Origin of the sequence: Paraburkholderia sp. GAS33, assembly GCF_050436645.1 — a bacterium.
Classification (GTDB): Bacteria; Pseudomonadota; Gammaproteobacteria; order Burkholderiales; family Burkholderiaceae; genus Paraburkholderia; species Paraburkholderia phenazinium_B.
Map to the genome: position 1 here is coordinate 52,882 of NZ_JBNDMP010000002.1, position 13,782 is coordinate 66,663.

The 13,782-nt window shown below is 60.1% G+C and carries 13 protein-coding genes; 4 read left to right on the forward strand and 9 right to left on the reverse strand.

Going from position 1 to position 13,782, the window contains the following annotated elements; genetic code table 11:
- Positions 1 to 9 precede the first annotated feature (9 nt).
- On the reverse strand, positions 10 to 990 hold the full coding sequence (locus tag P3T24_RS06625) for a DnaJ C-terminal domain-containing protein (protein ID WP_429404844.1): 981 nt from the start codon (positions 988 to 990) through the stop codon (positions 10 to 12).
- Between the two features lie 181 nt (positions 991 to 1,171).
- Between P3T24_RS06625 and P3T24_RS06630 the strand changes: the two genes are divergently transcribed.
- The 4 genes from P3T24_RS06630 (at position 1,172) to P3T24_RS06645 (ending at position 2,840) form a co-directional block, all read left to right on the forward strand.
- Positions 1,172 to 1,360 (forward strand): hypothetical protein, encoded by a 189-nt coding sequence (locus P3T24_RS06630; protein ID WP_429405502.1) that lies wholly within the window; start codon positions 1,172 to 1,174, stop codon positions 1,358 to 1,360.
- A gap of 314 nt (positions 1,361 to 1,674) precedes the next feature.
- The gene (locus tag P3T24_RS06635) at positions 1,675 to 1,896 is read left to right on the forward strand and encodes a hypothetical protein (RefSeq protein WP_074264431.1); all 222 of its coding nucleotides are present in this window, start codon (positions 1,675 to 1,677) and stop codon (positions 1,894 to 1,896) included.
- Between the two features lie 271 nt (positions 1,897 to 2,167).
- Positions 2,168 to 2,440: a hypothetical protein gene (locus P3T24_RS06640; RefSeq protein WP_429287046.1), complete on the forward strand. Its 273-nt coding sequence runs from the start codon at positions 2,168 to 2,170 to the stop codon at positions 2,438 to 2,440.
- Positions 2,441 to 2,507: 67 nt separating this feature from the next.
- Positions 2,508 to 2,840, forward strand: coding sequence for a DUF4148 domain-containing protein (locus P3T24_RS06645; RefSeq protein ID WP_429433318.1), 333 nt, complete (start codon positions 2,508 to 2,510; stop codon positions 2,838 to 2,840).
- Between the two features lie 213 nt (positions 2,841 to 3,053).
- On the opposite strand, the gene P3T24_RS06650 is transcribed toward P3T24_RS06645, so the two are convergent.
- From P3T24_RS06650 to P3T24_RS06685, 8 genes are all read right to left on the reverse strand, one after another.
- A complete protein-coding gene (locus P3T24_RS06650; protein ID WP_429433320.1) occupies positions 3,054 to 3,443 on the reverse strand; it encodes a type II toxin-antitoxin system death-on-curing family toxin in 390 nt (129 codons plus the stop codon).
- Positions 3,440 to 3,751, reverse strand: a complete 312-nt coding sequence (locus tag P3T24_RS06655) for a hypothetical protein (RefSeq protein WP_143787502.1) — start codon at positions 3,749 to 3,751, stop codon at positions 3,440 to 3,442. Before P3T24_RS06655 ends, P3T24_RS06650 begins: the two co-directional genes overlap by 4 nt.
- Positions 3,752 to 3,889: 138 nt before the next feature.
- Positions 3,890 to 5,611: a SpoVR family protein gene (locus tag P3T24_RS06660; protein ID WP_074264426.1), complete on the reverse strand. Its 1,722-nt coding sequence runs from the start codon at positions 5,609 to 5,611 to the stop codon at positions 3,890 to 3,892.
- Positions 5,608 to 6,879: a YeaH/YhbH family protein gene (locus tag P3T24_RS06665; protein ID WP_074264425.1), complete on the reverse strand. Its 1,272-nt coding sequence runs from the start codon at positions 6,877 to 6,879 to the stop codon at positions 5,608 to 5,610. Before P3T24_RS06665 ends, P3T24_RS06660 begins: the two co-directional genes overlap by 4 nt.
- Positions 6,880 to 7,017: 138 nt before the next feature.
- Positions 7,018 to 8,940 carry a PrkA family serine protein kinase gene (locus P3T24_RS06670; protein ID WP_074264424.1) on the reverse strand — a complete coding sequence of 641 codons (1,923 nt, stop codon included), beginning with the start codon at positions 8,938 to 8,940 and terminating at the stop codon, positions 7,018 to 7,020.
- Between the two features lie 802 nt (positions 8,941 to 9,742).
- Positions 9,743 to 10,504, reverse strand: a complete 762-nt coding sequence (locus P3T24_RS06675) for a 2-keto-4-pentenoate hydratase (RefSeq protein ID WP_074264423.1) — start codon at positions 10,502 to 10,504, stop codon at positions 9,743 to 9,745.
- A gap of 163 nt (positions 10,505 to 10,667) precedes the next feature.
- On the reverse strand, positions 10,668 to 12,485 hold the full coding sequence (locus P3T24_RS06680; protein ID WP_429433322.1) for a methyl-accepting chemotaxis protein: 1,818 nt from the start codon (positions 12,483 to 12,485) through the stop codon (positions 10,668 to 10,670).
- Positions 12,486 to 12,701: 216 nt separating this feature from the next.
- Positions 12,702 to 13,754 (reverse strand): LacI family DNA-binding transcriptional regulator, encoded by a 1,053-nt coding sequence (locus P3T24_RS06685; RefSeq protein WP_074264422.1) that lies wholly within the window; start codon positions 13,752 to 13,754, stop codon positions 12,702 to 12,704.
- Positions 13,755 to 13,782: the final 28 nt, after the last annotated feature.

Genomic DNA, 13,782 nt, shown 5'->3' on the forward strand with positions numbered 1-13,782 from the left:
GATGAGCGATCATCCATAAAAATGCGCGCGAGGGTCGAAATTGAAAGCCTGCCGCATCACGTCATAGGCGGCTGCGGCACGTTCGGTATCGGCCGGCGGCAAGACGATGTTCAGGACCACGTACAGATCGCCGGGCTGGCTCCCAGGAATGCCTTTGCCCTTGAGCCGCAAGCGCCGTCCTCCTTGCGAGCCCTTGGGCACCGTCATTTCGACGGAGCCGTCGGGCGTCGGCACGGTGATCTGCGCGCCAAGCGCCGCTTCCCAGGGCGCGACCGGCAAATCGAGCGAGACGTCGCGGCCATCGACGCGAAACCGCGGATGTTCACGAAACGCGATCTCAAGGTACAGGTCGCCCGGCGGACCGCCGCCTATCCCGGGACTGCCCTGCCCGGCAAGCCGCAAATGCTGTCCGGCACGAATGCCCTTGGGAATGGTGACATTCAGCGTGCGCGACTCCAGCGTGACATGCCCCTGCGGATCGACCCCCGGCATCTGCAGCGTGATGCCGCGCTGCGCCCCGTGGTAAGCCTCTTCGAGATCGATCAGTATCTTCGCATGGTGATCCTGGCCGCCCATCGCGGCCGCCGCCCCCTGCCGCTGATGCGCACCGCGCGCGCGGCCAAACATGGCTTCGAAGAAGTCGTCGAGATTGGCTTCGCCGCCCGCCTGATATCCGGCTTCGTCGCCCGCATAACCGCCCGCCTGACTGCCCGCCCCGCGGAACTCGAATCCCTCGTCCCAGTTCGGCGGCGGCTGGAATTCCTGGCCGTTCTGCCACTCGCTGCCCATCCGGTCATAGGCCGCCCGTTTCTCTGGATCCTTGAGCACCTCATACGCCTCGCCGACTTCCTTGAAGCGCTCCTCGCCGTCTGCCTGTTTGCTGACGTCCGGATGATATTTGCGGGCGAGCTTGCGGTAGGCACGCTTGATCTCGTCCTGGGTCGCGCTGCGCTCCACCTCCAGGGTGGCGTAATAGTCCTTGTATTTCATCTGGATAACAGCCCCTTGAAAGTGAGGACGGCTCTGCGTTCAACTGCGGCTGATTTATTACTCTATACGACTCAGGGGAAACGTGTCTGTACCACCCCTGTTTCGGTTCGATCCGCAGCGAATCCTGGAGGCAGGACCGGGCTTTGCTACTCCTTGAGTATCTACACTCGAGGAGCCGATGATGAGCGAAACCAAAGAGCGCAAGCAGCCGAAAGAGACTAAAGAGCCGGATCTCAAGCATCCGCAACCCGCCAGTCACAGCGACAACGAGAAGAGCAAATTGCCAGAGCGCGATGATGAGTCGCGGAAACAGTCACCGGCCGACCACCCTGGCAAGAAGCCAGGCGAAGGCGAGCCTTCGGTGAGTTGAACGGTCGGTTGGGCTTTGTCGTTTCACGTTGACGTTGGTGTTCTGTCTGCAAGGACCGGCAAAGCGCACGTTAAGGAAAGGGAACGCGTGAGCGCGGGCGCGGTGGCCTGCGCTGCGCGGGTTCCGCAGTCTGGACTCTCGCAGTGCTTCGTACTGCTGATTCAACCCGCCTCACTGATGCTCGTGACATAAGCGACATAAGCGGTTTTTCTTCGAAGCTGCGCCGTGATTTGCAAACGCGTATTTGTCGTTTGTCGACGCCCGCGACGCTGACTAGCATCGAGGCTCCACAGTCAGATCAGAGGAGTGTTGCCATGTCCGAGCGTGCCTCGTTCAAGCCGCGGGTCATCGAGCCCGTGGCTATCAATCAGCCCGATGGACTTGGTCTGGCAGTCGAATTGTGGCTGGCGCATCCGGTTGACGGGATCGCTGGTCGTGCCGTTCAGATTCATCTGCGGGGCGATGCGCGCATGGCGCAGGCCGAAGCGTTGCGCGATCTGCTTCATCAATTGGGAACGAACATCGTCGTAGCGTAACGAACAGGGCGCTGAGCGCTGAGCGCTCAGCGCCGCGCCCCTCGCCCCTCGCCCCTCGCCTCACCTTCATCCTGCCTCGCCGTCCCTCGCTCCGCCTTGTCTGGCGGGCCGCACGGCATTATCGGCCGATTCAAAACAGTCATTTCGAGCTATCGATACAAAGATTCGATAGTCGGGGTATACACTGCCTCCATCGACGTTGCAGACACAGCTCACCGCCCCGGTCGCGACGCCATCCTGAACTGAAATTAAACGTTAATGGAGTCCCATCATGAAGACCAAGATCATTGCTGCTCTGCTGGTTGCTGCTTCCGCTACCCTCGCTGCCCCCGCATTTGCGAGCGGCTACGGCCCGGCACCGTTCTACCGTCCGACTGTTGGCGCACCTGCTTCGCAACAAGGCCAAAGCGCGCAAACCGTTGCAGCTGAACGTGCCAACGCGAATGACAACAGCTCGTACGGCGGCGTCGCTGAACAAACTTCGCAATCGGGTTCGCGTGAACCGTCGACCGGCGCACGTTCGGTGTTCTTCAGCCATCACTAAGACGACCGTACCGGTTTAAAGAACGTGCTACAGGCAGTCCATAAATAAATTTCGGAGGTAACACATCATGAAGTCCCTTATTCAAGCTGTTGCTATTGCTGCTGTTCTCGCTACCCCGGTGGCATCGTTCGCCCAATCGAACAGCCAGCCCGTGACGCGAGCACAAGTGCGTGCGGAACTGGTGCAGATCGAGCAGGCCGGCTATTCGCCGGCCCGTGGCCGCGATCCGTACTATCCGGAAGACATTCAGGCTGCTGAAGCAAAGGTCGCCGCTCAAAATGGTACGGCGCAGGCTGAAACGACGAGTTATGGTCCGAGCGCAAGCGGCACGTCGCAGTCGGGTCAACGTGCTGAACTAACGATTAGCCCGTACTCGCCGCCGGTCTACGTTGCGCATTAATCGGGCAGTTGCATGAGATAGAGCCGGGTTGCACCGGCTCACGAATATGAAACAGGCCAGCGTCTGGCGTCCATGTGGGCCTGTTTGCAAAATCATTTCCCCGGACTCCTCCGCTGCCAAATGTCTGGTAGCTTGGCCCAGTGCTTGCGCTGGGCTTTTTTCATGTTCCAGCGCGATCCCGCAAGAATGAGCACGGATGACGCAGAGCTCGCACTATTCGAACCCCGGTTGCGGGACGCGAACTGCCAGAGTTGAAAAGATGTTGGCCAGATCCAGGTAATTCAGCCGGCCCTCGGCGACGTCAACCATGATCTCTTCGAGAGCGGGCGTCCGTTCAACTGAGAACCCTTCTAGAAACAGGTAAACCAGCGCAGACACGAGCGCTGTCCGCTTATTGGCATCGGAGAATGTATGCCCCCTCGCGATCGCTTCGGCGTACAGACCCGCAATCTCGAAAATGTCGTGAAGGCCCTCGTAATGTCGCCGAGATTCTATCCGGCCGAGCGCGCCTTCCAACGCGCCACGATTAGATCCGTGGATACCTGGTTCGTTGCCCAGGATGTAGTCGTGAATCAGCCCAACCAACTCCGGGTCGAGCGTCATCGATTGGCGAGCGCCTGAATCACCTCACGGTGCTGCTCGTATACCTTTTCAACGGCGAGCAATACCGCTTTGCGGCCTTCCACAGTATCCGTCGTTACCGTCACTGTCGGTTCTTGCGTCCGTGCTCGTGCTTTCACTTCGACACCATGGATATTCCCAGTCTTGCCTTTCGGGGTCATGTGGGTTCTCCATTCGATTTGGTTTTGTAAAAAATCTTCGTTCAGGTTTAGCGCTAATTTTACACGCAAGTTTGGGGATTTCCGCAGATCTACAAGCCCCCTTGTTTCGAGACCGCCGAAGTCGGCCAATACACCTCATGCCAGGCGAATCTCTTCCCCAGAGGGTGCGCTAACGCGTTAGGTGCTGCCGGCAGCATGCGCCAATAAAAAGCCAGCCCGAAGGCTGGCTTTTGAACAACGCTCGCATCGGCGAAGCGTCCGCGACAATCAGAGCCTGACTGCCGGCGGCACATACCGGCACTCATAGCGTTTCCTCACCGTACCGTTTTCGTCGACGCTTTCCAGATACACGTCGAACTGCCACAGCCGCGCCATATGCTTGAGCACCTCATCACTGTCGCCAGACAGATGCCGGTTGTCGCTCATGAAATGCCGCAACGTGAGACTGCGGTCGCCGCGTGTATTGACCGACCAGACCTGAATATTCGGCTCGCGGTGATGCATATCGTACTGTCGCGACAGCGCCTGGCGCACATACTGATAGCCGCTGTCATCGTGGATCGCCGAAACTTCCAGCGCATCGCGCATATCGTCGTCCAGCACAGAGAAGAGCCGCATTTCGCGGATCAGATGCGGTGACAGATACTGCGCCACAAAGCTCTCGTCCTTGAAGTTACGCATCGCGTAGTGCAGCGCCGGCAGCCAGGGGCTTCCGGCCAGTTCCGGGAACCAGCGCCGATCCTCTTCGGTCGGGTTTTCGCAGATGCGGCGAATATCGCTCATCATCGAAAAGCCCAGCGCATACGGATTAATGCCGCTGTAATACGGCTTCGTGACCGGCGGCTGATAGACGACGTTGCTGTGCGAATGGAGGAACTCCATCATGAAGCCGTCTTCCAGCTTGCCCTGGTTGTACAGCGTGTTGAGCAGCGTGTAATGCCAGAACGTCGCCCAGCCTTCGTTCATTACCTGAGTCTGGCGCTGCGGGTAGAAATACTGGCCGATCTTGCGCACGATGCGAATGACCTCGCGCTCCCACGGCTCGAGTAACGGTGCATTTTTCTCCGCGAAATACAGCAGATTTTCCTGCGGCTCGGGCGGATAGCGGTCGTCGGTTTCCTCCGGCTCCGGCGTCTGCCTGTTCGGCAGCGTGCGCCACAGCTCGTTTACCTGCGACTGCAGATACGCTTCGCGTTCGCGCCGCGCCGCCGATTCCTTCTGCAACGACAGCTTTTGCGGCCGCTTATACCGGTCCACGCCGTAATTTTGCAGCGCATGGCAGGAGTCGAGCAGTTCCTCCACCCGGTCCATGCCGAACCGCTCCTCGCATTCCGCAATGTAATTCTTCGCGTAAACGAGGTAATCGATGATCGCGTGCGCATCTGTCCACAGCTTGAACAGATAGTTGCCCTTGAAGAACGAGTTATGTCCGTAGGCCGCGTGCGCGATGACGAGAGCCTGCATCGTCATCGTGTTCTCTTCCATCAGATACGCGATGCAGGGGTTTGAATTGATGACGATTTCGTAAGCCAGCCCCATCTGTCCGCGACGGTAGCTTTTTTCGGTGGACAAGAAGTGTTTGCCGAACGACCAGTGCCGGTAGTTCACCGGCATGCCGACGGATGCGTACGCATCCATCATCTGTTCAGCGCTGATGAGTTCGAGCTGGATCGGGTACACGTCCAGCTCATATTGCTCTGCAACACGGGCAATATGGGTGTCGTATTCCTCGATCAGTTCGAAGGTCCAGTCGGACGGGCACGGCAGAGGCCGTCTATCGGCTACGTTCATACGGACTTCCCTTTGCCCCTCTGAGGGCGTTCCGGTGTGTCCCCGTGCAGTTACAGCGTTGTCCAGACCCGCTCCCGCATCAGCAGCCTGCGTTTCGGCCACTGTGGCATCGGCATGCCCGGACTTCTGCTTCGGCACGCCTTTTTTGCGCGCCGGCGGATCGCCGGGCGCCTCATTCCGCAGATGTTTGGTGCTCATGAAGACGCCACCTGCTTTTCAAACAACTCCCGGAAAACAGGGTAGATGTCGGCGGCCGTTTCGACCTTCTTCATCGCCATATGCGGCTGCGACAGCGCGAGTTGCGCATATTCGAGCCACAGGTTCTGCTCTTCGGGCGTTACCTGAATATACGCAAAATAGCGCACCTTCTCGAGAATGTCATCTGAAAGGATCTTACGACACTTGGGCGAATCGTCGGTCCAGTTGTCGCCGTCGGACGCCTGCGCGCCGTAAATGTTCCATTCAGTAGGCGAATAACGCTCCTCCTGGACCTTCTTCATCAGCTCGAGCGCGCTCGATACCACCGTGCCACCGCTTTCCGTCGAGTGGAAGAACGTATCTTCATCGACCTCTTCGGCACGCGTGTGGTGGCGAATGAACACCACTTCGATGCGTTCGTAATTGCGCTTGAGAAACAGGTACAGCAGGATGAAGAAGCGCTTCGCAAGATCCTTGCGCTGCTCGTCCATTGAACCGGACACATCCATCAGGCAGAACATCACCGCCTGACTCGACGGTTGCGGCTGCTTCACGCGGTTCACGTAACGCAGATCGAACGGGTCGATAAAGGGGATGCGCCAGATGCGTCCACGCAGATGATGGATTTCCTCTTCGAGCGCCTTGATGTCGTCGCGGCGATCTTCGGGGTCGGCCTTCATCTCTTCGAGTTGCCGCTCCATCTCGTGCAATTCGTTGACGAGCGGTGCGCCCAGCGCGATGCGCCGGCCGAGCGCGCTGCGCAGCGAACGGACCACGTCGATGTTGTTAGGCGTGCCTTCCGCCGCCCAGCCTGCGCGAATGCTCTTCCAGGTAGGGACCGCCAGCAGATGGGTCTTGACGAGACGCGGCAGTTCGAGATCGTCGAAGAAGTACTGCATGAATTCTTCGCGGCTCAGTTCGAACACGAAGTCGTCCTGACCATCGCCTTCGTTGCTGGCCTGATTGCCGCCGCCACCGCCGCCACCACCCTGGGGACGTGGAATCTTGTCGCCACGGATATAGTCGGCGTTACCTGGATGCACCATTTCACGCTTGCCGCCGGGGCCATGCCGGAACGACGGTTCGGCAATGTCCTTGCGTGGAATCGTGATGCTCTGGGTGTTCTGGATATCCTTGATACTGCGGTCGCGCACCGCTTCCGAGACGGCACGACGGATATAGCCTTTGACGCGGCGCAAGAAGCGCTCGCGGTTTGCAATACTCTTGTTCTTGCCAGCTAACCTGCGGTCGATGATTTGATGAAGCACATCCGGTCTCCCGCTATTTCATTTCGGGTGCGCGAGACGCACGTTGCGTAGCAACGTTATGTCCATGCAACCTGCGCCTCGCAAGGTGCCCGCGCAGTCTCCCTGCGCGGGCGGCACGTGCCAAGTTTCATGAGCAGATCACGATGACTTGCGCACGCGCAGATACCAGTCACACAACAGCCGCACCTGCTTGGGCGTATAGCCCTTTGCGACCATCCGGTTGACGAAGTCTTCGTGCTTGCGCTGTTCCTCTGCCGATCCTTTTGCATTGAACGAAATCACCGGCAACAGTTCCTCCGTATTCGAGAACATCTTCTTCTCGATCACGACGCGCAGCTTCTCATAGCTGATCCACGCCGGATTCTTGCCTGCGTTCGCAGCACGCGCGCGCAGCACGAAGTTGACGATCTCGTTGCGGAAGTCCTTCGGATTGCTAATCCCTGCAGGCTTCTCGATCTTCTCCAGTTCCGCATTCAGCGAGGCACGGTCGAAACTCTCGCCGGTGTCGTGATCGCGGAACTCCTGGTCCTGGATCCAGAAGTCCGCATACGTCACATAGCGATCGAAAATGTTCTGCCCGTACTCCGAATACGATTCCAGATAAGCGGTCTGAATCTCCTTGCCGATGAACTCTGCGTAGCGCGAGGCCAATACGTCCTTGATGAAGGACAGGTACTTCTGCTCGGTTTCCGGTGGGAACTGCTCGCGCTCGATCTGCTGTTCGAGCACATACATCAGATGCACCGGATTCGCTGCGACTTCAGTGGTGTCGAAGTTGAACACGCGCGAAAGAATCTTGAACGCGAAGCGCGTCGACACACCCGTCATGCCTTCGTCCACGCCGGCGAAGTCGCGATACTCCTGATACGACTTGGCCTTCGGATCGGTGTCCTTGAGATTCTCGCCGTCGTAGACCTGCATCTTCGAGAAGAGGCTGGAATTCTCCGGCTCGTGCAGGCGCGTCAATACCGACATCTGCGCCATCATCTTCAGGGTGCCGGGCGCGCACACCGCGCTCGAGAGCGACGAGTTGCGGATCAGCTTCTCGTAGATCTTGATCTCTTCGCCATAGCGCAAGCAATACGGTACCTTTACGACGAAAATCCGGTCGAGCAAGGCCTCATTGTTGCGGTTATTGCGGAACGCCTTCCATTCCGACTCGTTCGAGTGAGCAAGGATCACACCGTCGAACGGGATGGCGCCGAAACCTTCCGTGCCCTTGAAGTTGCCTTCCTGGGTGGCAGTCAGCAACGGGTGCAAGACCTTGATTGGCGCCTTGAACATTTCCACGAATTCGAGCAGGCCCTGATTCGCGAGGCACAGGCCACCGGAGTAGCTGTACGCATCGGCGTCGTCCTGGGCGTATTGCTCGAGCTTGCGGATGTCGACCTTACCCACCAGCGACGAAATATCCTGATTGTTTTCGTCACCCGGCTCGGTCTTGGCGATACCGATCTGCCGCAGGATCGAGGGGTAACGGCGCACGACGCGGAACTTGCGGATGTCGCCGTTATATTCATGCAGCCGTTTGACAGCCCATGGGCTGAGAATGCTCTTCAGATAGCGGCGTGGAATACCGTATTGCTCTTCAAGGATCGGACCGTCTTCATCGTAGTCGAACAGACCTAGCGGCGACTCGTTGACAGGCGAGCCCTTGATTGCATAGAACGGCACGCGCTCCATGAGTTGTTTCAGACGTTCCGCGATCGACGACTTGCCGCCGCCAACCGGGCCAAGCAAATAAAGAATCTGCTTCTTTTCTTCGAGCCCCTGGGCCGAGTGCCGGAAGTACGCAACCACCTGCTCGATCACGTCTTCCATTCCGTAGAACTCACGGAATGCGGGGTATACCTTGATGACCTTGTTCGCGAAGATACGCGACGTGCGCGGATCGTTGCGAGTGTCGATCTGTTCGGGTTCTCCGATTGCCGTCAACATGCGTTCGCCAGCTGTAGCGTACGCGGCGGGATTGTCTTTGCAGAGCGCGAGATACTCCTCGAGCGAGAGCTCATCTTCTCGCGTTTTCTCGAAGCGGGTCGCGAAACTGCTGTAGATATCCATGCTACCTCCTCGCCAAAGTCTAGACCGATGTCGTGCGCGGCGCGCTAATCGGAAACGACATCGCTCGAATTCATCCTAAACCCTTTTAAATTTTTTTTCACGGACTACGTGATGAAAATCGTGCCGTGTTGCCCTCCCTACAATCCTCACTTGGAAACGCAGATTCGGTCACCTACAATCTTCGACCACGCTTCGGTCACGGCATCGACCACTGCTTCCGCCACACCCACCAGGATTGCAGACATCTCCACTGCCATGTTGCGCATTGCGTCCTGCACTTCGTCACTACATCTGCGTTACACCGCCAACACACCAGCGCAACACTAAAGCATCGAACCTGCTGCAGTCTACGCGTACAAATTTCATCGTGATGCATGTGTGAAACTTTGCATCTGTCTGCGTTCCTGCTGCCGTTGCGCTACCCGCTATCTGGTCACTTTTCCCCACAACGCGCCGTGCAGCGTTTCCGTGCACATGATTCACGCTGTGTTACATAGTTTGCCTCGCCAATGTGCCGCACGGATTGCTGTTACATGCAGCACGTCAACCATTCGTCACCGCGGTACGGTTTTCGTTCACAACGAATTGCACCTGTGTGTGCAGCCCTCGACGACCACATGCAATATCCACATCGGCTACATGGTCGGCCGCTGACATAACTGGATGTCGGCGGCGCGTGTTGCCACTTGCATAGGTGTATACGGGGATGGGGAGTGCCTGGATGCGCCCTGGGGTGGCGCCGGCACGGCACGGAATGTGACAGGATCGGCCACGAGGTGGCCAATGAACGATGCGATACGCGTCAGGTCAGTTCGATCTCGACCTCGCCGAGCCCGTCCAGGTGGCCATGCACGAGGCCGGCACGCTCGACGCGATGGGCGCCGACATAGGAGCCGGTCGTAATGGTCCATTCCGGTTCGATCGTGACGCCCGTAGCGGCGCAATGGTTGACGAACCACACCAGCAATTCGCGCGGATCGCCGACCGGATTGCCGGACGCTTCCGGCACCAGCGACTTGCCGTCGAAGGTCAGTTCCAGCTCGGGCGAGACGAAATCGAAGGTGCGCGCGAAGCCCGGATACGCCACGGGATGTCCTGTCACGAGCGCGCCATTGTTTTGCCCATCGGCCAGTTGCGCGAGCGGGGCAATATCCGGCCACTCGCTAAAGCGGCTATCGACGATTTCGATGGCCGGCAGCACTGCGCCGACCCGCGCAAGCACCTCGTCGCGCGCGTAGGCCTCGCGGCGCGGCGCGATGGACTCGCTGAAGCGAAAAGCGATCTCCAGTTCCAGTAACACGCGGAAAAAACCACTGTGGGCGATGCGGGCGGGCGACTCGAGCACGAGCGAGGCGGGAATCGGAGCACCCGACGCCGCTCCGCCCGGTGCCTTCGCCCCGATTTTCCAGGCGCCGGTGGATTGCCCCAGGCCGGCGATCACAGCCTGCTGGATCGCATAGGCTGTGGCCGCGTCAGGCGGCAGGCTGTCCGGCGGCGGGGCATCGATCAGGCGGTGCTGCCTGCGCGCCTGAACGAGGCGTTGCGCGAGGTCGTGTGGCGTCATGTCGGTCCTTTCTGGCTGGCGCATTGAATGGAATAGGCAGTCGCGCCCGTCAATGTACCGGAACACAAGTCGAACCGGGTCGCTTAGTACGCTGACAATGAAAAAAGAGCACGGTTGCGCACACAACCGTGCTCTTACTGTCCATTTGCTGGGCCTTTGCCCCTTAGAACGTTTCCCAGTCCTTGTCGCTACCGGCTGCTGCAGCCAGCGCAGGCGCTCTGGCTGCAGCCGGTGCTCGCGCTGCCGCCGGGGTTGAGGTAACCGCAGGCGCGGGTGCCGCCAGAGCCACGGCCGCCTTTGGGGAGCTCGAGGCCATCGCCGGGGCCGGCGCAGCCACGGACGCATGTGCCCGGCCGCCTGCAACCGCCTTCCGGACTACCACCGGCTTCGGCACGGCCCGGCGCGGCGCCGGCTGGACTGCTGGCGCCTTGAAACCGCTCTCTTCAACCTGGAACACAGCGACGGCCGTACGCAGCTTGCCGGCCTGATCTTCGAGCGATTGAGCCGCCGCAGCCGCCTCCTCCACCAGCGCCGCGTTCTGCTGCGTCACTTCGTCCATTTGCGTGACGGCGCGCGCAACCTGCTCGATACCGCTGCTCTGTTCTTCGGAAGCAGCCGCAATTTCGCCCATAATGTCCGTGACGCGCTGCACTGCGCCAATGATCTCGGTCATCGTGCGGCCGGCCTGATCGACCAGCGCCGAGCCCGAACGCACGCGCTCCACGGAGTTGTCGATCAGTTCCTTGATTTCCTTCGCGGCCGCCGACGAGCGCTGCGCCAGATTGCGCACCTCGCCCGCCACCACCGCAAAGCCACGCCCCTGCTCGCCGGCACGGGCGGCTTCGACCGCGGCGTTGAGCGCCAGAATGTTGGTCTGGAAGGCAATACCCTCGATGATGGAAATAATGTCGGCGATCTTGTTCGAGCTCTGGTTGATGTCGCCCATCGTCCCGACCACCTGCCCGACCACCGCACTGCCCTTGTTGGCGATCTCCGAGGCGTTCGCCGCCAGCGAACTCGCCTGGCGGGCGTTATCGGCGTTCTGCTTCACCGTGCTGGTGAGCTGATCCATGCTCGATGCGGTTTCCTGCAGCGCCGAGGCCTGTTCCTCCGTGCGCGAGGACAGATCGAGGTTGCCCGCGGCGATCTGGCGCGTGGCCGTCGCGATCGACTCGCTGCCGCCGCGCACCGAGCGGACCGTCTCGGTAAGGCTGCGCTGCATCCGCGCGACGCCTTCGAGCAGTTGGCCCATTTCATCGCGCGACGCCACGACCACCGGACGGCGCAGGTCGCCTGCAGCGATCGCGTCAAAATGACCGAGTGCCTCGGCAAGCGGCCGGCCGATCGCCCGGCTCAACGTCAGATACGAAAATAGCGCCGCCAGCAGACCGGCGATCACCGCGCCGATGCTGACGATGCGAAACATGACAAAGGTGCTCTGGGCGGCGTCGAAGCCTTGCTGGGCCTGGGTGAACTGCAGCTTGCGCAAAGCATCGTCGGCGACGGCAAGCTGGTTGTATTTGACTTGCAGGTCCTTCGCGCCAGCCACGACCTTCGACTGGTCGGTCCCCGCCACGATCGCGGCAAACGAGTCCATTGACTGATGCAGCGTTTCGCGCTTCGCCGAGACTTCCTGCGCCTCACGGTCTTCTTCCGCACCGCGCGGCAGATCGGAATATTTTTTCCACCAGGCGTCGGACGTGGTGCGCATCTCCCGCGCCCGCGCTATCGTGGCCGCCACTTCTGGCGTTCCGAACAGGAAGGCGGCACGGTCGAGCGCCAGCCGTTCGCGCGCCGCATAAAGTTCGGCGTTGCCGATATCGACTGCGCTCGGCATCTGGTTAGCGAAAGTTTCGTGATCGGCGTCGTTGGCGCGGCTCATGCCTGTCAGACCAAGGACGCCGATGATCACCAGCAATGCGGCCAGAAATGCCATCGTCAGGCCGATACGCGCCTTGATGGTGATGCCCTTGTTCAACATGCCTGTTCCCTGTGACGTAACGAAGATGAGGGGGCGTCGGCGGCTCCATGTATTCCGCCTTCGCCTGTCCGGCGCCTTCTGGAAACGGCGCTCTACTCTCCGTTTACGGCACCTGGGCCGCAGACTTAAAATATTTATATGGTCTGAAGAATTTGGCGGGATGGATTTGTATGAATTACAAAATGTCAGAGACGGCCGACGGCGCGGCCTGAACCATCAGGCCGTCACACCGTCACGTCCCGCACCGGCGCCAGCGCCTTCCCAGGCCGCGGTCGATTCGCGCAAGATCAACCGCGGCGCCAACACCCTCCGACGCGCCGGAGAATCCTCGGCACCGGCCGCAGTGCCAGTAATCCGCTCGATCAGCGTTTGCGCCGCCATTTCGCCGAGCGCGCGCACGGACTGTCCCACCGTCGAGAGCGCGGGATAGGTGAAGCGGCCCAGCTCGATATCGTCGAAACCGATGATCGAGCAATCGTGCGGCACGTTGATGCCGCGCTCCGCGGCGGCGCGCAAGGCGCCGATGCCCATCATGTCGTTGCCGGCGAAAATCGCGGTTGGCTGCACCGTGTCGAACAACTGGCTCGACGCGCGATAGCCGCCGGTGCCCGAAAAATCGCTTTCGACAATCGCGCCCGGCGCGATATCGATGCCGCGCTCGGCCATCGCGCGGATGAAACCGTGCACGCGCATTGCGCTGACAGCCGTGGCAACCGGGCCGGTGATGCAACCGATCTTCACATGACCGAGTTCGAGCAGATGGCGCGTCGCCAGATAGGCGCCCTTTTCGTGGTCGATCTGCACCAGGTCCGCGGTAAGGCCCTCGATATTGCGGTCCACCACCACCAGCGGCTCGCGCGCATCGGCGAGCGCCTGCGCGAGCACGGCGTCGTCGCCGGCCGAGGCCACGATCAGTCCATCGATACGTTTTTCCTGCAGCACCCGCAAATAGTTACGCTGCTTGGCGGGATCGTCGTCCGAGTTGCAGAAGAACACGCAGTAGCCGTTGCGCGAACAACCGTCTTCGATGCCGCGCGCCAGTTCCGCGAAGTAGGGATTCGTGCTGTTGGGCACCACCAGACCGATCGTCGCAGTGGCGCGCGCCTTCAGTGACCGGGCGACTGCCGAGGGCACATAGTGGAGTTGCCGGATCGCATGTTCGACTTTTGCGCGCACATCGGCCGACACGGGACGCGAGTTGTTCACGACGTGTGAAACCGTCGTGAACGACACGCCTGCCACGGCCGCTACATCCTTGATGGTCGCCATAACCTGTTGCTCTCCTGCCTGTTTTTCC

What these genes read in the sequence shown, in the direction of transcription:
- P3T24_RS06680 (WP_429433322.1), bottom strand. Translation starts at nt 12,485, where the DNA reads ATGTTGAACAAGGGCATCACCATCAAGGCGCGTATCGGCCTGACGATG.
- P3T24_RS06635 (WP_074264431.1), top strand. Translation starts at nt 1,675, where the DNA reads ATGTCCGAGCGTGCCTCGTTCAAGCCGCGGGTCATCGAGCCCGTGGCT.
- P3T24_RS06670 (WP_074264424.1), bottom strand. Translation starts at nt 8,940, where the DNA reads ATGGATATCTACAGCAGTTTCGCGACCCGCTTCGAGAAAACGCGAGAA.
- P3T24_RS06685 (WP_074264422.1), bottom strand. Translation starts at nt 13,754, where the DNA reads ATGGCGACCATCAAGGATGTAGCGGCCGTGGCAGGCGTGTCGTTCACG.
- P3T24_RS06645 (WP_429433318.1), top strand. Translation starts at nt 2,508, where the DNA reads ATGAAGTCCCTTATTCAAGCTGTTGCTATTGCTGCTGTTCTCGCTACC.
- P3T24_RS06660 (WP_074264426.1), bottom strand. Translation starts at nt 5,611, where the DNA reads ATGAGCACCAAACATCTGCGGAATGAGGCGCCCGGCGATCCGCCGGCG.
- P3T24_RS06630 (WP_429405502.1), top strand. Translation starts at nt 1,172, where the DNA reads ATGAGCGAAACCAAAGAGCGCAAGCAGCCGAAAGAGACTAAAGAGCCG.
- P3T24_RS06650 (WP_429433320.1), bottom strand. Translation starts at nt 3,443, where the DNA reads ATGACGCTCGACCCGGAGTTGGTTGGGCTGATTCACGACTACATCCTG.
- P3T24_RS06675 (WP_074264423.1), bottom strand. Translation starts at nt 10,504, where the DNA reads ATGACGCCACACGACCTCGCGCAACGCCTCGTTCAGGCGCGCAGGCAG.
- P3T24_RS06625 (WP_429404844.1), bottom strand. Translation starts at nt 990, where the DNA reads ATGAAATACAAGGACTATTACGCCACCCTGGAGGTGGAGCGCAGCGCG.
- P3T24_RS06640 (WP_429287046.1), top strand. Translation starts at nt 2,168, where the DNA reads ATGAAGACCAAGATCATTGCTGCTCTGCTGGTTGCTGCTTCCGCTACC.